This is a genomic window from Romboutsia timonensis (genome assembly GCF_900106845.1).
Lineage (GTDB): Bacteria > Bacillota > Clostridia > Peptostreptococcales > Peptostreptococcaceae > Romboutsia > Romboutsia timonensis.
In genome coordinates this window covers 95,327-116,563 of the sequence record NZ_LT629849.1, presented here as the reverse complement: position 1 = coordinate 116,563, position 21,237 = coordinate 95,327, and the positions used below count along the sequence as shown (strand labels likewise).

Sequence of the window (21,237 nt, the reverse complement as noted above, 5' to 3'; positions counted from 1 at the left end):
TTTTTAATATAATTTTTATGACATTTAGTTATAAAATAATAGTTTACTGCATCTAAATTCATAAACTTAATATGTGTAATATAGTTATTTAAAGATTTATCTAAATTTGTCATAAAAAAATATTTTTATTTATTAATTTTATTTTATACAAAAAATAAATTTTATGCATTATTAAAATTATATATTTGTATCAAAATGATAAAAAAAAATCTCAAAATGAGATTTTGTCTCATTTTGAGATTATGTTATATTTATCTAATTTTCGATATAAAGTAGCTCTTGATATTCCTAAAGCCTTAGCTACTAAATCTTTATCCTTTTTATAGTCCTTATATTTATTTAAGGCTTTTATTATCTCTCTTCTTTCTAGCTCATCCAAAGTTTCTATATCTTCAATCTCCATCGATACTTGATTTTTTGGCTTTTGCTTTATTTGGCTTGGTAATATATCAACGGTAATTCTATTAGAGGATGACATGTTTACACTATATTCTATTATATTTTGTAGTTCTCTAATATTGCCTGGCCATTTATATTTTATTAAAGTTTCTAATACACTTTCATCAACATATTCTACATCTTTATCAAGCTTTTTAGCATACTCTTTAACCATAAAATCTATCAATAAAGGTATATCTTCTTTCCGTTCTCTTAAACTTGGTAAATTTATAGGTATAACATTTAATCTATAGTATAAATCTTCTCTAAATAATCCATTGCTGACCATATTTTCTAGATTTTTATTTGTAGCCGCTATTACCCTTACATCTATTGATTTATTTAAATTAGATCCTATTTTATTAAGTTCCTTTTCTTGTAGAACTCTAAGTAATTTAGCTTGCAAGTGAAGGCTCATATCTCCTATTTCATCTAAGAAAATAGTACCTTTATCAGCTAGTTCAAACTTTCCTAAATTTCCCCCCTTTTTAGCACCAGTAAATGCTCCTTCTTCATATCCAAATAGTTCACTTTCTAGTAAATTATCTGGTATAGCAGCGCAATTTACTGCTATAAAAGGATTCTCACTCCTTTGACTGTGGTTATGTATAGCTCTTGCAAATAATTCTTTACCTGTCCCACTTTCTCCAATTATTAATACAGTAGATGTTGATTTTGATGCCATCAATGCTTCACTTTTTGTATTTTTTATAATTTGACTTTCTCCTATTATATTATCAAGCATTATCTTATATTCTTTATTAATTTTATTATAATTTTTTATAGCATCCTTTTTATCTATAAAGTCTATAACATATCCCTTAAGTTCATTATTTAATACTATCTTATTTATATTATATATTCCTCTTAAAGTATACTTTCCTTTTTTATAATAAAAACTATAGGATTTCTCTTTTTCAAATTTATTAATCGGTGTTGCTCCCATAAAATCTAATATGTTAAAAATATTTTCACTACATACTGGATTACTTAATTTAAATATTTCTTTAAACTTCGAATTATATCTATCTATGTTTCCTTTCACGTCAATAGATACTATAGCCTTATCCATACTGTCTAATAATGTTTCTAGCTTTTTCTTTTCTAGCTCTAATTCATAAGCTTTAATCTGAGCTTTTAATTTATTAGATATTAAGTCTGCCATTTTCCCCAAGAAGTTGATAAGATTTTCATGATCTTTATTTATTCTATCTGCTTGCTTACTATCAAAAGCTATAAGACCTATTACTCCATATGATTTTCCTTCACATACTATTGGGCAACACATTTCCGAAAACTCTCTACAGTCTGATCTTGAGTAACATTCTTTACATATTTCATTGCAACTTGGGTCAGTTATTAATATATTTGATTGTTCAATTATTGATTTTTTAAAGGCTGAGTATCCATTAACCTTTTTTCCGATTTTTTCTACATATATACCAGTTCCAGCAACTCTTACTAAATTCTCATCAACTATAGTTACATCTATTTCTAAAACAGCCTCTATAGCTTCTGCTATCTTTTGTATTTCATCTTTTATATATTTTAGAGTTATCATAGTTATTTATCCTTAATTTTTTTTAGGTTAAGTATTTCTTTAATTTCTTTTAATAATACATATATTTTATTTAATGTAAATTGAATAGACATAAGTACTATAAAAAGCATAACTACTATTACTAAATTATAATTTATTGTCATAAGTATATTTTCTCCTATTTTATTATTTTAAATATAAAAGACCAGGTAAAACCTAGTCTTTATATACTATATTACTATCTATTTCTCTTACCTATATAAATATATCTTTCGTTCTCTATTTCCTTCATTATTCCTTTAATGTTGACCTTTGAAAATAAATCAATGATCTCATTAGGGTAGTGATAATTTATATTTTCACCACAAAGTTTATGCTTTAGATTCTTTAATTTAACTTTTATGTTCTTTAAATTTAAATCTTCTAGTATAACTTCTCCGTTTACTTTTAATACTCTATTTATTTCACTTATTACTCTCTCACTGTCAGTTGTATGATTAAAATGATCTAATATAATTACTTTATCAAAGTATTTATCTTCAAATGGTAAAAACTCTAAGCTACCTTTTACAACATTACAATTAACATTTTTTATTAAAGAATAACATATATCCTCATAACAAGTATTTTCTAGTATTGTAACAGAAACTCCGAGCATTCTTAATCTGTTACCTAAGTTACCTATATCTCCAACAAGTAATATATTATTACCTATAGTATACTTTATCTTATCTAAAAAACAAGTTATATCATCAGAAGTATCTGTTAAATCCGCATTAGGCTCATAATTGTGATATAGTATGCTTTTCACAGTTCTCCCCCTCTTTATTTTATCATTTCATAAAATAAATTATAATAAATTGGAGGTAACTATTCAATAGGTAAATTCTAAGGTAAAGAAATTTTAATCATTATTATTTTCTGACATTTTTTTAATCTTTGAAATAGAAACTTCATACGCAACCTTCTTAATTGGTTCTCCATCTTCACGTTTCTTTTCATACTCTCTACTTTGTACTCTTCCCCATATTTGTATTCTATCACCAACTTTTAAGCTCTTAGCAAATTTTGCATTTCTCCCCCATACTATTGATGGTATATAATCAGATTTGTTATATGGTCTATTTATAGCTACTAATAAATCAGTTATTTCTCTTCCCAGTGGAGTTTTTCTATATATTGGTTCTTTACATACATATCCATCTAAAAATATGCTATTAGGATCTTTATTATCTTCTTCTTCTTGCTTTATATCTCTTACGAATATAGTTAATACTAGTCTATTTTTATTATCTATATTTTTATTGTAAGACCTTAATTGTCCTGTAACTTTAACCAATTTATTCTCATTTAAATCTACTTCTTCTAATAATCTCTCTGATATAGTTATAGGTAAAACATCATATGATTCACTAAGTCTATTTATTTTTATTTTTGTAGTATAAAATTTTTCTCCAAATATTTCATGACTAAATTGTAAATTATTTTCTATCGTCCCTTTTAAATTAACTATGTTAGTATCTTCTTTTACAGCTATCATTTTTATCCCCCCAAAATTGTTAATTAATATCTTTTTATCAGAATTTTTAAATCTATATAATAAATATATTTATATATAATATTTTTTATTACAACTTACTTTTTTATTTTTTGAACACCATTACTATCTACAGTATAATTATCTTGATATATTAATTCTGATACTGGTACCATTTCATAATTCTCTTCTTCTAATTTAGTCAATATATCATCTAAATAATATTTCACACCATTTACATTTGCATGAAATAATACTATAGATCCTGGCTGTGAACTTCTAACAACTCTATCTATTATATGGTGTGATCCTATTTCCTTCCAATCTAATGAGTCTATATCCCACTTCACAACTTGATAACCCAATGACTTACATATTTCCATAGTTTTATCATCTACCTCACCAAATGGTGGTCTATATAAACTTACTTCTTCTCCAACTAACTTTGATATTTTATCTGTAGTTAACTGAATTTCTTCTACTATATCCTTATCTGATAAAACTGTAGTATTTGAATGGGTATTGGAATGATTTCCTAACTCATGACCTTTACTATGTATCTTTTTTACTAATTCTTCATTGTCATCTACCCAACTTCCTACTAAAAAGAAAGTTGATTTTACATTATGTTTATCTAATATTTCTAAAATATCATCTATATTATTTGAACCCCAAGCAACGTCAAAACTTAGGCTTATTTTTTTATCATCTGTATCTACCTTGTATATAGGCATATTTGTATCTCCCTGCTTATAACAAACGTATCTTATTCCATAAACCATTCCAAATAGCAATACCATGGTTAACATTAAAAAAAATACACTTGAAAATAAAGATTTAGTTCTACCCAGTTTAAATTTCATATTACACCCCCTTTAAAAAATCATATACTAAAATTTATTTTTTTAATTTCAAAAAATTACTATAAAAATAAATTATTTATTTGGGCAACTTAAAAGTAATCTTAAATAAAGGTGGTGTATTTTATGTCAAATATTAGAAGTGAATTTGGTAATCTTAAAGGTCATCAAGTAGAAACTGCAAGGAAAACTCTAAAATTTGAGAATAGACACTATTATAGAGAAGCCCATGGAATACAAGATGGGATACGTAAGGATAAAAAATTAAAAATGGATAAAAAATATTAATAGTTTTTTAAACTTATGTATATTTTCTAGAATTTAAGGGAACATTATAAACAACAACACAAGATGTTGTTAACTATCATCTAAGGAGGAAATTTACTATGTCAAACAATAATAGAACTGTAGTTCCAGAAGCTAAGGCTGCTTTAAACCAAATGAAGTTAGAAATAGCTAACGAAATAGGATTAGCAAACTACGATACTGTTGACAAAGGAAACTTAACAGCTAGACAAAATGGATATGTTGGCGGTTATATGACTAAAAAATTAGTTGAATTAGCTGAACAACAAATGGCTGGTAAGTAGTATAGTAGATTTTGACACCTAAGTAAAAAAGGCTACCAATTGGTAGCCTTTTTGTTTCTAAAATAAATAAAATTTCACGTATCTTAATTACTATCGAATAAATTTTTATATAAATTTTTAATCAAAATAAAAAATTAAACTTAATTATTTAGAATAATTATTACATAAAATATACTTATAATAATATATAAATTCTACTTTTATTTTTATATATTTTAGTTTAATATATTATATAGAAATAGTTTACGGAGGATGATATTATGTTTGAAAACTCATCTGAAGAATTAGCTTCTCATAAGCTTTTAATTTTATATATTTTAGATAAAATTAATATGGATTTAACTAATTCTCAAATAACGCAAGTTGTTCTAGAAACTGAAATGATGAATTATTTTTCTCTTCAACAGTTTTTATCTCAGCTTATGGAATCTAAATTTTTAACTACATATAAAGAATCTGATAGAGAATACTACTCTCTTACTCAAAAAGGACTTGAAATTTTAGAATACTTTTTATCTAGAATTCCAGAAGATCTTACTAAGAAAATAGATGAGTATGTTGCTCTTAATAAACAAAGTTTACTATCTGATACAGAAGTAAAATCCAGTTTTATTCAACAAAATAATAATGAGTTTATTGTTAACTTAAGAGTTATAGAAAATCAATCTAACTTAATAGATTTAAACTTAAATGTTTCTTCAGAGAAACAAGCTCAACAAATCTGTAATAATTGGAAAAAGAATGCATCTTATATGTATGCAGAAATTATAGACTTATTAATAAAGGAAAATCACTAAGCCTACATACAAAGTATTGTTGTAGGCTCTTTTCCTACTTCTATATTTTTTATCAATGTATTTTCTGATGTGTTATATACCTTTATTAAATTATTTTTAGTATCTGATATAAATAATAATTTATAATCATTTGATATCTGAATTCCTTGAGGATCTCCATCTATATTTATATAATCTAATACTTTTCCAGTGTCATAATCTAATATCATCACTTTTTTATAACCCATATCTGCTACATATATTTTTTTAGCTTCATAATTAAAACAAATTTGAACAGGCAATAGGAACTCATCTATTATCTTTATTATTTTTAAACTTTCTTCATCTATTACTACAACTTTTCCATCTAGTGTTGACGTATATATTTCCTTTTTATTTCTATCTAATTTTATATGCCATGATTTAAAATCTGTATCAATTTTTTTGCATATACTTTTACTTATTGTATCTATACAAATTATAGAATTTATACAAGCTACATACAACCTATTATTAATAGAATCTATATCAAATCCATGTGGCATATTATCTACACCAATTACACCTATAGGATTCGATGTTTTTACATCTAATATATATATACTATTTGAATCTTCATTTGATATAAATAATTCGTCATTACATAACGCTATATTAGTCAATTTCCCTCCAATAGATATATTATCTATAATTTTTCCTATAGATAAATCAAGTACATATAACTCACCGTCTAATGAGCTTGGTATATATGCTAATTGCTGTCTATTATCTATACAAAAGTTATGTGGATATATATTTTCATCTAGCTTTATATCTCTTTCAAATTCCAAAGTTGAGTAATCTAGTATACTAATGCTTCTTGATAGATAGTTAGAAACATATACCTTCAAGTAATCACCCTCCCTCCTACAATATATACTATAGAAATATATTAGATATAGTGCTTGTATTATGCATTTCTTTTGTGTATCATTATGTTAACTATATTATTATAATTAGGAGTTTGTTTTATGAAAATTACATTTAAACCTAGTGGTGTTTGCTGTAGAGAAATGTCTTTCGAGGTTGATGATAATAATATCATAACTGATATCGATTTTATAGGAGGGTGTCCTGGTAATCTTTTAGGACTTAAAAGTTTAGTAATTGGTCAAAATGCACATGATGTTGCTAATAAACTAGCTAATATACCATGCGGTGGAAAGGTTACATCTTGCCCAGATCAATTATCTAAAGCTATAAACGAAAACATAAAGTAAACACTAATATTAAAAATATAAATTGAGTATTTATACTATTTATTAAATTTATATTTTTTATACTAAAATAAAAAGGGTGGTTGATACCACCCTATTTATTTTAGTAACTCAACTTTATCATATCATTTAATAATGTTCTAACTGTTCCTATCATATATAAAGATCCTGCACTTATGATTATATCGTCTTCTTTTGCATTTTTTAAAGTATAGTTTACTGCCTCTTCTATATTTTCTTTAGATATAACATTATCTACATACTTAGATATTTTTTCCTTTAAAATCTCACAATTCATTGCTCTATCATTATCTGGCGTAGTTGTTATTACCTTATCAAAATAAGGCATAAGTATTTCTAAAACAGCATCTATGTCTTTATCTTCTAACATCCCTATTAAAAGAGTTGCTTTTTTACCTTTAAAGTTTTTTTCTATTGCTTTAGCTAAAGATCTTGCTCCGTCTTCATTGTGCGCTCCATCTATTATAAATGTAGGTCTATCTAGTATTTTTTCTATTCTACCTGGCCATCTTGTATTTATAAGTCCACGTCTTATATCATCTTTATTTATATTTAAGTGTTTTAATTGGTTTAAAATCTCAATTGCACTTAAAGCTAGTACAGAATTGTTTACTTGATGATCTCCTATTAATTTTATTTCTAAATCTTTGTATCTTTGTCCTATTATAGTACAGTCAAATACTTGAGAATTTATGTTAGATTTCTTTATATTTATATCATCAAATTTTACTTCTATGTATTTTGCATTCTTTTCTTTACATATGTCTTTTATTACATTTTTAGCTTCATCACTTTGATCATAAACTACAACTACTCCATTTTCCTTTATTATTCCAGCCTTTTCATAGGCAATTTTAGCAACTGTGTCTCCTAGTATTCCTACATGGTCTAAGCTTATAGATGTTATAACACTTAAATCAGATTTTTTTATTATATTTGTAGCATCATATCTACCACCTAGTCCAACTTCAAGAGCTACAAAATCAACACCTTGTTCATAATAATAGTAAAATGCCATTGTAGTTACTATTTCAAATTCCGTTGGATAGCTATATCCTTCTGATACCATTTGTTCTATTTTTTCTTTTATCAAAGTAACTATTCTAGCCACATCTTCTTCTGATATATTTTCACCATTTATTCTTATTCTTTCTGTAAAAGTTTCTAAATATGGAGATGTATATAATCCTACTTTATATCCAGCTTCTTTTAGTATACTAGTTATAAATGAACATGTTGATCCTTTACCATTAGTTCCTGCAACATGAATTATATTTAATTTATCTTGTGGATTTCCTAAAAGTTCTAATAGTTTAGACATATTATCTAAACCTAGCCTAATTCCAAATTTATGAGTTTCTTCTATATATTTTAATGATTCTTGATAATCCATTTTTCCTCCCTTAAGTGTTTTACTCAGATAATGTATTATATAATTTATAAGTTTTCTATACATTTTATTATAGTATATTTTTATAAGTTTTGCATTTGGTATATAAAAATGTATAATGTATATAGAATATATTTTATTGGGAGGATTTAATGGAAAGTACTTTAAAATTTGACAAAACTAATTTAAAACTTAGAATAGTATTTTTCTTAGTTGGACTTCTTATTATGGCTCTTGGTATCTCTATTATAGCTATTTCTAACTTTGGAAATGGACCTTGGGATGCTGTAAATATTGGATTAAGTGAGAAAACAGGCTTATCAATTGGACTATGTATGAATATTGTTGCATTTATACAAATAATTATAGGCGGAATAATTAGAAAAGAATTTCCTAATATAGCCACTATGATAACTTCTATATTTTTAGGATTATTTGTAGATTTCTGGATGTTATTTTTAGGCAATATTGTTATAACTGAAACTTTAATGAAGTTTTCAGTATTTATTTTAGCTTTACCTATAATAAGCATAGGTATATCTATATATTTAGTATCTAAGCTACCTAATACTCCACTTGATTACTTTATGTTAGCAATAAAGTCTAAGCTTAACTTATCTTTAATGATGTCTAAGATTACATCTGAATCAATCGGACTTGTACTTGGATTTATTTTAGGTGGTACTATTGGAATTGGTACAATTATAATCATTTTAGCAATAGGGCCTATGATTCAATATTTACAAAAACCATGTAATTATGTATTTTGTAAATTATCTCAAAAAACAGAAGTAACTGCTGCATAAATTACGTGTATTTTGGTTTATTTTTATATAAAAATAGCAATTACATTAGAAAATTTTCATCTAATGTAATTGCTATTTTCAGTTAATAATATATTTATTGAGTTTAATAATAAAATACTTATTTACTATTAAAATCTATATTATAATTTATATTCCAAAATGAATTATATATTTATTTTCTTCTTTCGCTTGATTAGCTAAATAAATCAAATCTGTATATTCTAATTTATCTTGTAATAATAAGATTTTTATTAATATATCCATTGATTCAGGTGGTATAAGTGTAATACCACAATATGCAAGACCTTTACCTGGATTTTGAAGAGTATGCCAATAACAATCTAATTTTTGTAAATCTATTAAAATCGGTTCAATAAAGTTATCATAAACTACAATACAATCATATTTATTGGGTTCATATTCATCAAATCGTTCTTTATTCATAGGTTGATTTTGCATAATTCCAAATTCATGATTTGCCATATAGTTACCTCTAAAATTTTATTTGAATCGTACTTTATATATTAATTAGTTATTTATATATTTTTCAAAAACATATCCAAAATCTTTGTTGTTGTATTCATTTCTTATATTCTGCATCCAATTAAAGTTAAAATTCGTTAACTCCTTTACTATTTCTGATGCATTTCCTTGTAGTGAACTTCTTGATATTGCTTCATTTGCCATCTTAAGACTATTCATACCATCTTCAATAGATGTACTATTTTTTCCTTGTATTCTTCCTATCTCAACTAATGCTTTATATAAATCTTTCAATTGTTCTAATTGCTTTTTATCAACATCTATACTAAATGAATTGTTTCCAAAACTAAATTTTATTTCTATATCTAAATCTATAGTGCCTGCTGTTTCTAATGTTAATGAATGTACTTTTTCATAGTAAAAGTCATGTCTCTTTACTACTCTTTTTTTACTTACTGCACTATCCCCATCTACGTGTAATAAGCCTCTATTTGTGAATACATACTCATCTGATTTTGATTTTATTACGAAATAGATTTTCTCCCCATCTTCATTCATTATGTAATCATCACCATCAACCTTATCAAAATCCTTAGGCGATATTATTTTTCCTATATCTGATAATCCTAATGTATCTGCTGCCATTTTTCCAAATAAATTTCCTGCCATTTTACTCCTCCTATTTTTAATAACTTAATACCTCTAACTTATTATATCATAATAAATTTAATCATTTTTATTGTGGTTTATGTCAACTGGAATTTGTATTTCTGTAACAAATTCATTTATATCTTCAGTTTCATGAATATCAATTTTGTATATTTCTATAGGGTCAGATATAATTTTGTATCCTTTTTCTTCTATATATTTAAACATCTTATTAATATAATGTTTATTATTTTTATACTTCCCTTTATATGTTAAAGTTAAGTAATACCCTTCATTAAATATAATATTATAAATTTCTTCTTCATCCTCTAAAAAACAGAACACCGACTTAAATTCGTTATATATACCTTGTTTTATTTTATCTAAGCAGAAGCTAGATCCTATGTTATTGTTTCCTAATATGGCGAACCTATTTTCATAATCTTTCTGTAGTTTTTGTATTAGAAAATCAAACTCTTCATCTTTCGTTATATTAGCATTTAATTCTAATGCCTTTCTTTTATTTATATACACTAGCTCTATCTCGTATAATTTTAGATTTTTTAACTCATAACTTATAGTATCTAGTCTCTTCATAATATTTTCTTTATAACTTAAGAGCTCTTCTATTTTTTCATCTATTAAACTTATTTCTGTATTTAATATCACCTTAGTACTCTCAATATTTCTATCATCTAAATATTCCTTTATCTTCTTCATTGGAAAATTTAAACTTCTAAGCTCTTTTATTAGGTTTAGTCTCCATATATCAGATAACTTATACATTCTATATCCATTTTTATCTCTAAATGGCTTTAGTATTCCTATATCTTCATAATACATAAGTGAATCTCTACCAATACCATATATTTTTGATATTTCACCGATTTTATAATAATCTTTCATAGTTAATTATTCTTCTCTCCCTTTATTTATGCATAAAGCTATGAGTATAAACTCATAGCTTTATATTATTCATATATAATTTCATCATCTATTTCTTCTATATTATCTTTATTGTCCTCATCATCTTTATAAATTATACTTATAATTTTTCCACTTATTGTAACTGCTATTATTGAGAAAAATACTTGTTTTATATCTAAGTAAACTAATGACATTAAAAGAACTATTGCATCTGTTGCTAAATAAACATGGTTAACTTTTAGTTTAAGAAGTTTATTACCTAAAAGAGCTATTACATCATCGCCTCCAGAGGCTCCTCCTCCTCTAACTACAAGTCCAACACCAACTCCTACACCTATACCAGCTAATATACTTGCTATTAACATGTTATTTGTAAAACTCGGGACTAAAAAGCCTATTTTTTCCCATATCTTATAGGTAGATGAGAACGTAATCGTAGATAAAATAGAGTATAATAAAAATTTCTTTCCAAAGAATTTTGATCCTATTGTAAACAATAAAAAATCTATTACTACACTAGTTATTGATGGTGATATATTAAAAACATGCTGTAATAATAATAATAAGCCTAAAACTCCACCTTCTGTAACATTATTTTGATAATTAAAATTATAACTCCCAAATGATAAAATTGTTGCTCCTATTATTATTAGCAATATGCTTTTCAATGTTCCATTTTTTATATACCGCAAAGTATCACTCCTAATATTTATTATTTATACATAATATTATATACCTTAGTATAATACCAATGTATATAATAAATTTTTATTTATATTTATTAATACTATTAAAAAAATCCCTAGCTAAGATATATTTATTATACTTTAGCTAGAGATTTATATGTTTTTACCCTAAATTATTTTAGCTTCTATGTTTGCTATTCTTTCAAGAACTGAATTCATCATTTCTTCAAATTTAGCTTTTTTAGCTTTTTCTTCATTAACTAAGCTTTCTGGAGCCTTAGCTAAGAATCCTTGGTTTGAAAGTTTTCCGTTAACTCTCTTTATTTCACCTTCTAATTTAGCTTTTTCTTTATTTAATCTATCTAATTCTTTAGAGAAGTCAACTAATTCATCAAGTGGTATAAATATCTTAACTCCTTCTATAACAACACTTACTGCATCTTCAGGTATGTTGTTTTCATTATCAACTATTTCAACAACTGATGCAGATGCTAATGTTACAAAGTAATCCTTACCTGCTTCCATAGCTTCTTTCTTTTCAGCTGTAGGAACTATTATAACCTTAGCTTTCTTTGATGGTGGTACATTCATTTCAGCTCTTACATTTCTTATGTTTCTTATACCATCCATTGTTAAGTTCATCATTTCTTCTTCTTTATCCATGTTATCAGCTTCGTTGTAGTGAGGGAACTCAGCTATAACTATACTTCCTTCTACAGTTGGAAGGTGAGTGTATATTTCTTCTGTTATAAATGGCATATATGGATGAAGAAGTTTTAATATCTTTTCTAATACATATGTTAATGTATATAAAGCAGTTTGCTTAGCAGCCTTGTCATCAGAATATAATCTTGGCTTAACTATTTCTATATACCAGTCACAGTACTCAGACCATGCAAAGTCGTATATCTTTTGAGCAGCTATTCCAAGGTCAAACTTATCCATGTTGTCTGTAACTTCTTTAACAACATTGTTTGCTCTTGATATTATCCACTTATCAGCTAAAGTCATATTAGCTTCAACTAATTCTCTATTTACACCATTCATTATCTCTTCATCTATATTCATGAATACAAATCTTGATGCATTCCATAATTTATTTGCAAAGTTTCTAGCAGCTTCAACTCTTTCCATGTAGAATCTCATATCATTTCCTGGTGAGTTTCCTGTAGCTAACATGAATCTTAATGCATCTGCTCCATATTGGTCTATTACTTCTAATGGATCTATACCATTTCCTAAAGATTTACTCATCTTTCTACCTTCAGAGTCTCTAACAAGTCCATGTATTAATACATGCTTGAATGGAGTTTCTCCCATACAGAACATTCCTGCAAATGCCATTCTTACTACCCAGAAGAATATTATATCGTATCCAGTAACAAGTACACTTGTTGGATAGTAGTAATTTAATTCTTCTGTATTATGTGGCCATCCTAATGTTGAGAAAGGCCATAATGCAGAAGAGAACCATGTATCAAGTACATCTTCATCTTGTTTGAAGTGAGTATGTCCACACTTACATTCTTTTGGCATTTCTTTAGCTACTACTACTTCACCACATTCTTGACAGTAATAAGCTGGTATTTGGTGACCCCACCATAATTGTCTCGATATACACCAATCTCTTATATTTTCTAACCATTGAGTATAAGTTTTATCAAATTTATCAGGAACGAATTGTAAATCCTTATTTCTAAGTATTTCTAAAGCTGGTTTAGCTAATTCATCCATCTTAACGAACCATTGATCTGATAATCTTGGCTCAACAACAGTTCTACATCTGTAGCAAGAACCTACATTGTGGTTATGGTCTTTTATCGCTATTAAGTATCCTGCTTCATCTAAGTCAGCTATAAGTTGCTTTCTGCACTCATATCTGTCCATACCTTCGTACTTACCAGCTAACTTATTCATTGTTCCATCTTCGTTCATTACATTTATCTTTTCAAGATTATGTCTTTGACCTACTTCAAAGTCGTTAGGGTCATGAGCTGGAGTCATTTTTACTGCTCCTGTACCGAATTCTAAATCTACATAGTCATCAGCAACTATTATAAGTTCTCTACCTATTAGAGGAAGTATAGCATGCTTACCTACCAAATGCTTATATCTTTCATCTTCTGGGTTTACAGCTATACCAGTATCTCCTAACATTGTCTCTGGTCTAGTTGTAGCTATTTCTAAGAACTCATCACTACCTGCTATTGGGTATTTTATATGATAGAACTTTCCATCATGTTCTTCATGTTCAACTTCAGCATCTGATAAAGTTGTTTTACAATCTGGACACCAGTTTATTATTCTATTTCCTCTGTATATCTGACCTTTTTCATAAAGTTTCACAAAGAACTCAGTAACTGCTTCGTTACATCCTTCATCCATTGTAAATCTTTCTCTGTCCCAGTCACAAGAATCTCCTAACTGCTTCATTTGGTCTACTATTTTTCTACCAAATTCATTTCTCCAGTCCATAGCTCTCTTTAAGAATTCTTCTCTTCCTAATTCGTACTTTGTTTTTCCTTCTTGTTCTTTTATTCTTTCAACAACCTTAACTTCTGTTGCTATAGAAGCGTGGTCAGTTCCTGGTTGCCATAATGTTTCATATCCGTCCATTCTCTTCCATCTTACAAGTATATCTTGTAAAGTATGGTCAAGAGCATGTCCCATATGTAATTGTCCAGTTATATTTGGCGGTGGAAGCATTATTGTAAATGGCTTCTTATTTGGATTTGGCTTAGATTTAAATAATCCATCTTCAACCCACTTTGAATATAATCTTGATTCAAAGTCTTTTGGATTATACGTTTTTGGTAAATTAGTATTTTCCATTTCATTTCCTCCTTAGTTTTATGTAATAAATTACTTTGTTTCATATTTATTAGTGAAATCTATTTTACTCAAATATATTGAGCATAAAAAAGAGCTTTTCATCCTATAAATAAGGACGAAAAGCTCGCGTTACCACCTTAATTCCATGCTTATATATTTATTATATAATAAATAATAAAATCATGACTCTCAATAGATTTTATCGATTCTCACCGTCTAAACTTACTATTATTTCAGTCTAGAAACTCCGAAGCTACCTTCTGTAAACCTATACTTGAAAAATTTTTCAGCCTACGAATTTTTCTCTCTTTTAGTAGTATTTACATACTCCTCTTCATCAACGTCTTATATTTAATTTATTTCTTAATTATATCTAATTAACATTATTATTGTCAATTATTTATGATAATATATCTTATTTTGAAAATATATATTTATAAGTTTTTATTCCAAAAATTCATAGCCTCTTTCTCTTCTGTTATCGGAAGTATTTTATATCCTCTTTCTTTTAATATCATTATAATACCATCTAATGCTTCAACTGTTTGCTCTTTCTCATGTACTAATAAGACTAATTCATCTTTATTTCTTCCATTTAAAAGAACATTACTTACAATATTATCAGTTGTAGATTTCCAGTCTTCTGTATCTAAATTCCAATCCCATACTAAAAATCCATTTTCGACTAATATTTTATATGATTCTTCTGGAGTATTTGGTTTACTTCCATATGGAATTCTTATTAAATTTGAAGTTTCACCCGTTATTTCTTCAAATGTATTCCTACATATAGAAAACTCCTCAAGTGTAGATTGTGGTGTCTTATATAATGTTTTTACATCATGACTTACACTATGAAATCCAGCTCCATGTCCTTCTTGTTGTATTCTCTTAACTTCGTCTTTATATGTATTCATATTTCTATTTATCATAAAAAAAGTAGCCTTAACATCATTTTTATCTAGTATATCCAATATTTGATTTGTAAACTTTGACGGTCCATCATCAATAGTTATATAAGCTACTTTATCATAAGTTATATTGCTACTTTTCACTGAACTTTCTAAGTCTTGATTAATTATTTCAGTTATAGTCCTAGTTTTTATAGTCCTATAAACCTCATTATTATAATAACTTACATCTTCTTTTAAAAAAATTTTTTTTAATACTAATGAACATAGTACCATTATTAATAAAGAAATAAATATTAATTTTGAATTCCCCTTAAAATTGGCTTTCATCCCCCAACGCTCCTTCTCTAACTCCTAAAACTAATTGCATCTTGTATATTTAAAAATATAGATTAAAAATATAAGCAATTTGTTTTTACTTATTTTTCCCATAAAAATTCTATTCTCTTTAAAAATAGTTATGCTAATTATTTATTAAACATTCTTAATTTCTAAGTTATTAACATTATGATTATTGATTTGATACAATGTTCTAATATAATTTCTCATAAAAAATACAGTACATCATAAATCTATACTTTTAAGACTTATGATATACTGTATTTTCAATCTATATTTTTTAATCTATCTATTATATTTATTTCTTCTAATATCTTTGATAAATGATAGTTGAATACTGGACTTTTTTCATTATCTATCTTCCAATTTAAAATATCTACATTATACATTTCTTTAATTTTTAAATAATTATCATTATTTATATATATCTCTTCATCAATAAGCTGTATAGATTTAATATGATGATTTATTGATTTATATAGTAAAATCTCATTTTCTATTATATCTATATTTACTTGATTTTTAGTATATTTCATTTCATCAACTAACTTTTGATATATCATCTCTAATTTACTAATTTTCTTTCTTAGCCTCTCTCTATCGAAAACCCCATTATTTATTATTCCAGATTTAACACACTCTCCTACAATTCTCCTAGCATTTTTTAAGCTTTTATCAGTTATTTCTAAGTAATCAGGTCTTGCTAATACATAATTTATAATTACACCTATAACAACGCCTACAGATGTGTCCATTACTCTCTGTATAGAATAATAAGCTGGGTTTGAATCTATAATGCCTAAATGTATAGATAAGAACGTGACACTAGAAACTATTATTCCAGAATTTATCCCAAGTGCTGTACAACTATATATAGTAGTCATTATTCCAATACCAGCTAATATAGGGTTACCTGGGCTAATCAGTACGCATAAAAAACCTACTAATCCACCTATCATCGTTCCCTTTACCCTATTAAATCCTAACTTTAAAGACCCTTTTACCGTATCTTGTACTGATGCTACACACCCTACGCCTGCAAACATTGGATTTTCCACTAAATACTGTGCCAATAATGTACAAAGAGAAACAGCTATACCTGTTTTAACAGTTCTCATACCGATCTTCTGCAACTTCACCTTATTTCCTCCTAATGATATAAATACTTTGTCAACTATTTATTTTACTATAATAATATAAATAATTCATTTAAATCTTAATCTTTAACAATTTTTTCATGTTTATATATCCTAATATAAGAGGTTTACAGCAAATATAAATAAGCAATTAAATATTTTTCAGATAGAAAATTCATATGAAGGTTAGCTTTATTTTCTTATGCATATGCCTAAAAAATTGACTAATTTGATGTATAAAGATACATCCAGTAAGTTGAGTCTAACTTCTATATTTAGTATATTATAAATAAAAATCTTCATAAAAAAGAAAATAGCCATTTTATGCAAATTAAAAATGGCTATTTATCTACAATATAGCTAAAAAAGTACTATAATAGTATTTTTATTACTTTTCTACCGTACTTTTTAATATATTTATATAATTTAACAAGTCTGATATTCTTATTATTGCTTCTTCTTTAAACTTACTTATATTATATCTTTCGCTTTCCCATACTTCCTTAAAGAATCTTTTAAATATATTATCTAACCTATTATCTCTTATTATTAGATATTTATTTTCATATTCTGAGTATTCATCAAAATTTCCTTTTATAATATTAATATTTCTAGATAAATAAGCTGTTGGATTTTCCTTATTTTTAAAATCATCTACTAAATTTCCATTTATCAATTTTATATCAATATCTTCATTTTCTTTAAGAATCTTTTCCATATACTCTATATGCCTTTGCCTTTGTTCTAAAGATAAGGTTATGGTTGTATTAAAGAAACTTAGTATACCATTAGATATATATTGTCTAATAGCATTTTCGTACATAAGTATTTGTATATCTGATTTATATATAGCATTTTGAAGTATAGCATCTATATTTTTTAATTCATCAACTATTTCTTTTGATTCTCCAAAGACTATTTTACCTATTTCTAAGAATAAATCTGATGGCATAAATAATTCACTCATATTTCCTATCAACCATCTTAAATCTCTTCCTATCATATATTCTATATAATTCTTTTCTAATATAATCTCTCTTGGATTTTTTTCTAAAAATGTAATTCTAGACCTAGTCTCTATAATTTCTTCAAGAGATTCATATATATCTTGTACTACTTTCGGATCTTGTGAAACATTTGTAAACAAGCATTGTTTAGTATCTGTATATACAGTATAAGTAAAGCTATTTTCTTTTATTACTGATGTTAGTGAGTATTGAGCATGTTTACAACTATAAAATGTAAAGTTAATATTTGAATAAATTTTAATCATATTCATAAGTAATATTGTATTAAAAATTATATCCTCTGCATTTTCATCAAAACTTATTAAAAATCTAATTCTTACATTTTTCATTTCTGTTTTTATAGTAGAACCACTTCTTATTCCTGCAATATGAAGTTTATCATCTTTTCCTAGAGAAAATAAATCAGCTAATAAGATCACATCATTTTTTATTTCTTTTTTAGTCAAATCCATAATCTCTTCATCTAAATGTTTCTTTAATAATCTTGGTTTTATATATAATAAACTATTACATTGCTCTGTATTTTCTTTTCCTACTTTGATATAATTTTTATTAGCTTTCTTCTGACTACTAAATAAATATGATTCATTAAGCATATCTTGTATATACTGTATTATACTTTCATCACTACTATACTTATTTATATCTAGTTTATAATACGCTAAAATTTCACACTTATGTATTTCTGTTGCATTATCTACTACAAATTTAGCAGTCTTCTCACAAATATTTTTTATATTCTTTGATGCAGGAAGCATTGCACCACTTATCCACTTACTTATATAAGATACGTCATATCCTAATTCTTTTGCTAATGAGTAATTCTTTTGACCTGAAAATTGTATCAATTTCTCAATATTTTTACCAAATTCCATGTTTACCATATTTGGACTCCTTTGATTTGAATATACAACTTATATATATGTATAATAACATACTTTCATACAAAACCAAATATTGAATACTTATACATACATTGAATCAGTTGAGTCAATATATATCAATTGATTCACATTTCATCAGTTGTTGTCGAATAACGTCGTATGATAATATGTATATATTGTCTAAATTTATTTAATTTTGCTTAATATAGTTAAATTTAAAACACAATAATTTATAGGAGGATGATATTGTGGATAAGAAAAAAATTATATCTAATACAATAGTATTTTTCATTACAACTTCTATTGTTCTATTATTTTCAGGTATATTTGGAGGAGAAAACGTATTAGTTGGTGTTCAAGGTACTGCAGCGGTATTATTTCTTTTAACTATTGACTTCAGTCTAAATCCAGTTAAAAACACTATATATTTTGTACTTCTTGAATTGACTATTGGTTTAGCTGCATATATAGCTTCTTTAAATCCTTACTTAGCAATAATAAGTACATTTTTAATGATGTTTTATATATTTTATACTTTCACTTACAATACAAAAAAACCTGCTTTTCTACCATTTTCATTAGCATTCATTTATATGCTTTATGATCCTGTAACTGCTCAACAGTTACCAAAAAGATTCCTAGGTTTAATTGTTTGTGGACTTGCTATAATGTTATTACAAATATTAGCTAACAAAGATAGACTAAAAAAAGAATCTGTATCTAAATTAAACAATGCTTTAGAATCTATTAATAAACAAATAGAATTAGTAAACACTAATTCTACAGAAAGATTAAGCTTAAATAAAGATGCTGAAGTAAATTTAAATCAATTAATAGAATCTTTTACATTTGCTATTAACCAAAATAAATCTAAAGTATCTATAGATTTACTTAAATATTTATCTATTGCTCAATTTTTAGATAGTTTAAATATAGAGTTAAATAAAACTAATAAATTTACAAATACAGAAGATTTATCAGCTTTACTTAATAGCATAAAATTATATGTAAATAATGAATCAAATATAGATAGTATTTTAGATAATATATCTGTATACGAGTCTAAAAATCTAGAAAACTACAATAATAATTTAAATTTAGTAGTATATCCTTATGTTGCAAAATTAAAAAGAGACTTACAACAAACTAACGCTGATAAAATTATCAATGAATACTCTAGAAGTAAATTCTTTGAAAACTTTAACTCAAAAAATGATTTATCTTTTAAATCTGCTAAATTTACTTTTGCTTTTAGAGGTGCTTTACTTTTAAGTATTGGAGTATTCTTAGTAGCTTTATTTAATATAGAAAACGGTAAGTGGATAATCTTTACTTTAGCAGCTATAAATCAACCTTATTTAGATAAGGCTAATATAAAACTTCGTGATAGAATGGTTGGTACTCTTCTAGGAGGTGCACTATTCTTTGTTGTTTACTCTATAGTTAAAGATGATTCAGTTAGAATGGGACTTCTACTTCCAGTAGGATATGCTATGACTTATATTACTAATTATACGTATAGTGTAATATGTGTTACATTATTTGCATTAGGATCTATATCTGTTGGAGCTAATATACCTTTTATAGCTGTTCAAAGAGTAATCTTTGTATTAATAGGTTGTATTATTGCTATAATTGCAGATAGACTTATATTCCCAACTTATGCTTATAAGTATACTCAATCAGCTATCAATAAATCAATTGCTACTAATAAAGAAATAGTTGATTTATTATCTAAGAAAGATATATCTATTGAAACATTTGCTAAAAATGTACAACCTTTAATAATTAAAAATAGATGGCTTAATAAATATATAGCTTACAACAATACTACTTTAAATTCTAAAGATGTAGATGAATTTATTTGTAATCAAAATATTTTTATAAATGATGTAATAGCTTTCGAAAGTTTACTTTATACTCATGATGAAAATTCAGTTGATAAAGCTAGTTTAGAAAAAGACTTTAATTATATTATAAATAATAATTTATCTAATGACGATGTTGTTAAACTTATAGATACAAAAGATTGTCATTTTAATAAACTTATTTTAAATAATTTTATCAATATTAAAAATAATTTATCTCATTCAAATAATTTAAGTAATAATGCTATTAAATCAATTTAATTAAAAATAAAGAGGTTATT

At 25.9% G+C, this 21,237-nt stretch carries 21 protein-coding genes and 1 other annotated feature; of the genes, 6 read left to right on the top strand and 15 right to left on the bottom strand.

Going from position 1 to position 21,237, the window contains the following annotated elements; genetic code table 11:
- Positions 1 to 229: 229 nt before the first annotated feature.
- The 5 genes from BN7997_RS01705 to BN7997_RS01690 all read right to left on the bottom strand — a co-directional run bounded on the left by BN7997_RS01705 (position 230) and on the right by BN7997_RS01690 (position 4,378).
- Positions 230 to 1,999: a sigma-54-dependent Fis family transcriptional regulator gene (locus BN7997_RS01705; RefSeq protein ID WP_071119161.1), complete on the bottom strand. Its 1,770-nt coding sequence runs from the start codon at positions 1,997 to 1,999 to the stop codon at positions 230 to 232.
- Between the two features lie 2 nt (positions 2,000 to 2,001).
- Complete coding sequence (locus BN7997_RS15710; protein ID WP_195906787.1) at positions 2,002 to 2,142, bottom strand: hypothetical protein; 141 nt, start codon at positions 2,140 to 2,142, stop codon at positions 2,002 to 2,004.
- Positions 2,143 to 2,216: 74 nt separating this feature from the next.
- On the bottom strand, positions 2,217 to 2,789 hold the full coding sequence (locus tag BN7997_RS01700; RefSeq protein ID WP_071119160.1) for a class I SAM-dependent methyltransferase: 573 nt from the start codon (positions 2,787 to 2,789) through the stop codon (positions 2,217 to 2,219).
- Between the two features lie 93 nt (positions 2,790 to 2,882).
- Positions 2,883 to 3,518: a single-stranded DNA-binding protein gene (locus BN7997_RS01695; RefSeq protein ID WP_071119159.1), complete on the bottom strand. Its 636-nt coding sequence runs from the start codon at positions 3,516 to 3,518 to the stop codon at positions 2,883 to 2,885.
- A 95-nt stretch (positions 3,519 to 3,613) separates the two neighbouring features.
- On the bottom strand, positions 3,614 to 4,378 hold the full coding sequence (locus tag BN7997_RS01690) for a polysaccharide deacetylase family protein (RefSeq protein WP_071119158.1): 765 nt from the start codon (positions 4,376 to 4,378) through the stop codon (positions 3,614 to 3,616).
- Between the two features lie 123 nt (positions 4,379 to 4,501).
- Between BN7997_RS01690 and BN7997_RS15520 the strand changes: the two genes are divergently transcribed.
- The 3 genes from BN7997_RS15520 (at position 4,502) to BN7997_RS01680 (ending at position 5,762) form a co-directional block, all read left to right on the top strand.
- Positions 4,502 to 4,663 carry a hypothetical protein gene (locus tag BN7997_RS15520; protein ID WP_154665231.1) on the top strand — a complete coding sequence of 54 codons (162 nt, stop codon included), beginning with the start codon at positions 4,502 to 4,504 and terminating at the stop codon, positions 4,661 to 4,663.
- Between the two features lie 98 nt (positions 4,664 to 4,761).
- Positions 4,762 to 4,965, top strand: coding sequence for an alpha/beta-type small acid-soluble spore protein (locus BN7997_RS01685; RefSeq protein ID WP_071119157.1), 204 nt, complete (start codon positions 4,762 to 4,764; stop codon positions 4,963 to 4,965).
- A 260-nt stretch (positions 4,966 to 5,225) separates the two neighbouring features.
- On the top strand, positions 5,226 to 5,762 hold the full coding sequence (locus BN7997_RS01680) for a DUF4364 family protein (RefSeq protein ID WP_071119156.1): 537 nt from the start codon (positions 5,226 to 5,228) through the stop codon (positions 5,760 to 5,762).
- A gap of 2 nt (positions 5,763 to 5,764) precedes the next feature.
- Here the strand turns inward: BN7997_RS01680 and BN7997_RS01675 are convergent, their stop codons facing one another.
- Positions 5,765 to 6,631, bottom strand: a complete 867-nt coding sequence (locus tag BN7997_RS01675) for a YncE family protein (protein ID WP_071119155.1) — start codon at positions 6,629 to 6,631, stop codon at positions 5,765 to 5,767.
- A gap of 120 nt (positions 6,632 to 6,751) precedes the next feature.
- Here BN7997_RS01675 and BN7997_RS01670 point away from each other — a divergent pair, with 120 nt between their 5' ends.
- Complete coding sequence (locus BN7997_RS01670; protein WP_071119154.1) at positions 6,752 to 7,000, top strand: TIGR03905 family TSCPD domain-containing protein; 249 nt, start codon at positions 6,752 to 6,754, stop codon at positions 6,998 to 7,000.
- A 100-nt stretch (positions 7,001 to 7,100) separates the two neighbouring features.
- Here the strand turns inward: BN7997_RS01670 and BN7997_RS01665 are convergent, their stop codons facing one another.
- Positions 7,101 to 8,411 carry a bifunctional folylpolyglutamate synthase/dihydrofolate synthase gene (locus BN7997_RS01665; protein WP_071119153.1) on the bottom strand — a complete coding sequence of 437 codons (1,311 nt, stop codon included), beginning with the start codon at positions 8,409 to 8,411 and terminating at the stop codon, positions 7,101 to 7,103.
- A 149-nt stretch (positions 8,412 to 8,560) separates the two neighbouring features.
- On the opposite strand from BN7997_RS01665, the gene BN7997_RS01660 reads away from it, so the two are divergent.
- Positions 8,561 to 9,214 (top strand): YczE/YyaS/YitT family protein, encoded by a 654-nt coding sequence (locus BN7997_RS01660; protein WP_071119152.1) that lies wholly within the window; start codon positions 8,561 to 8,563, stop codon positions 9,212 to 9,214.
- 147 nt (positions 9,215 to 9,361) lie between these two features.
- Here the strand turns inward: BN7997_RS01660 and BN7997_RS01655 are convergent, their stop codons facing one another.
- The 8 genes from BN7997_RS01655 to BN7997_RS01620 form a co-directional block, all read right to left on the bottom strand.
- Complete coding sequence (locus BN7997_RS01655; protein WP_071119151.1) at positions 9,362 to 9,697, bottom strand: hypothetical protein; 336 nt, start codon at positions 9,695 to 9,697, stop codon at positions 9,362 to 9,364.
- Between the two features lie 45 nt (positions 9,698 to 9,742).
- Positions 9,743 to 10,366 carry a PH domain-containing protein gene (locus BN7997_RS01650; protein ID WP_071119150.1) on the bottom strand — a complete coding sequence of 208 codons (624 nt, stop codon included), beginning with the start codon at positions 10,364 to 10,366 and terminating at the stop codon, positions 9,743 to 9,745.
- Between the two features lie 57 nt (positions 10,367 to 10,423).
- Complete coding sequence (locus BN7997_RS01645; RefSeq protein WP_071119149.1) at positions 10,424 to 11,251, bottom strand: MerR family transcriptional regulator; 828 nt, start codon at positions 11,249 to 11,251, stop codon at positions 10,424 to 10,426.
- 65 nt (positions 11,252 to 11,316) lie between these two features.
- Positions 11,317 to 11,964 carry a YitT family protein gene (locus tag BN7997_RS01640; RefSeq protein WP_242873369.1) on the bottom strand — a complete coding sequence of 216 codons (648 nt, stop codon included), beginning with the start codon at positions 11,962 to 11,964 and terminating at the stop codon, positions 11,317 to 11,319.
- Between the two features lie 162 nt (positions 11,965 to 12,126).
- On the bottom strand, positions 12,127 to 14,790 hold the full coding sequence (locus BN7997_RS01635) for a valine--tRNA ligase (protein ID WP_071119148.1): 2,664 nt from the start codon (positions 14,788 to 14,790) through the stop codon (positions 12,127 to 12,129).
- Between the two features lie 108 nt (positions 14,791 to 14,898).
- Positions 14,899 to 15,140: a binding site (T-box leader), on the bottom strand.
- A gap of 84 nt (positions 15,141 to 15,224) precedes the next feature.
- On the bottom strand, positions 15,225 to 16,031 hold the full coding sequence (locus tag BN7997_RS01630) for a polysaccharide deacetylase family protein (RefSeq protein ID WP_071119147.1): 807 nt from the start codon (positions 16,029 to 16,031) through the stop codon (positions 15,225 to 15,227).
- Positions 16,032 to 16,306: 275 nt separating this feature from the next.
- Positions 16,307 to 17,179, bottom strand: coding sequence for an FUSC family protein (locus BN7997_RS01625; RefSeq protein WP_071119146.1), 873 nt, complete (start codon positions 17,177 to 17,179; stop codon positions 16,307 to 16,309).
- Positions 17,180 to 17,564: 385 nt separating this feature from the next.
- Complete coding sequence (locus tag BN7997_RS01620) at positions 17,565 to 19,088, bottom strand: hypothetical protein (protein ID WP_071119145.1); 1,524 nt, start codon at positions 19,086 to 19,088, stop codon at positions 17,565 to 17,567.
- Positions 19,089 to 19,336: 248 nt separating this feature from the next.
- Between BN7997_RS01620 and BN7997_RS01615 the strand changes: the two genes are divergently transcribed.
- A complete protein-coding gene (locus BN7997_RS01615) occupies positions 19,337 to 21,217 on the top strand; it encodes an FUSC family protein (RefSeq protein WP_071119144.1) in 1,881 nt (626 codons plus the stop codon).
- Positions 21,218 to 21,237 lie beyond the last annotated feature (20 nt).

What these genes read in the sequence shown, in the direction of transcription:
- BN7997_RS01705 (WP_071119161.1), bottom strand. Translation starts at nt 1,999, where the DNA reads ATGATAACTCTAAAATATATAAAAGATGAAATACAAAAGATAGCAGAA.
- BN7997_RS15710 (WP_195906787.1), bottom strand. Translation starts at nt 2,142, where the DNA reads ATGACAATAAATTATAATTTAGTAATAGTAGTTATGCTTTTTATAGTA.
- BN7997_RS01695 (WP_071119159.1), bottom strand. Translation starts at nt 3,518, where the DNA reads ATGATAGCTGTAAAAGAAGATACTAACATAGTTAATTTAAAAGGGACG.
- BN7997_RS01690 (WP_071119158.1), bottom strand. Translation starts at nt 4,378, where the DNA reads ATGAAATTTAAACTGGGTAGAACTAAATCTTTATTTTCAAGTGTATTT.
- BN7997_RS15520 (WP_154665231.1), top strand. Translation starts at nt 4,502, where the DNA reads ATGTCAAATATTAGAAGTGAATTTGGTAATCTTAAAGGTCATCAAGTA.
- BN7997_RS01685 (WP_071119157.1), top strand. Translation starts at nt 4,762, where the DNA reads ATGTCAAACAATAATAGAACTGTAGTTCCAGAAGCTAAGGCTGCTTTA.
- BN7997_RS01680 (WP_071119156.1), top strand. Translation starts at nt 5,226, where the DNA reads ATGTTTGAAAACTCATCTGAAGAATTAGCTTCTCATAAGCTTTTAATT.
- BN7997_RS01670 (WP_071119154.1), top strand. Translation starts at nt 6,752, where the DNA reads ATGAAAATTACATTTAAACCTAGTGGTGTTTGCTGTAGAGAAATGTCT.
- BN7997_RS01665 (WP_071119153.1), bottom strand. Translation starts at nt 8,411, where the DNA reads ATGGATTATCAAGAATCATTAAAATATATAGAAGAAACTCATAAATTT.
- BN7997_RS01660 (WP_071119152.1), top strand. Translation starts at nt 8,561, where the DNA reads ATGGAAAGTACTTTAAAATTTGACAAAACTAATTTAAAACTTAGAATA.
- BN7997_RS01655 (WP_071119151.1), bottom strand. Translation starts at nt 9,697, where the DNA reads ATGGCAAATCATGAATTTGGAATTATGCAAAATCAACCTATGAATAAA.
- BN7997_RS01650 (WP_071119150.1), bottom strand. Translation starts at nt 10,366, where the DNA reads ATGGCAGGAAATTTATTTGGAAAAATGGCAGCAGATACATTAGGATTA.
- BN7997_RS01645 (WP_071119149.1), bottom strand. Translation starts at nt 11,251, where the DNA reads ATGAAAGATTATTATAAAATCGGTGAAATATCAAAAATATATGGTATT.
- BN7997_RS01635 (WP_071119148.1), bottom strand. Translation starts at nt 14,790, where the DNA reads ATGGAAAATACTAATTTACCAAAAACGTATAATCCAAAAGACTTTGAA.
- BN7997_RS01630 (WP_071119147.1), bottom strand. Translation starts at nt 16,031, where the DNA reads ATGAAAGCCAATTTTAAGGGGAATTCAAAATTAATATTTATTTCTTTA.
- BN7997_RS01620 (WP_071119145.1), bottom strand. Translation starts at nt 19,088, where the DNA reads ATGGTAAACATGGAATTTGGTAAAAATATTGAGAAATTGATACAATTT.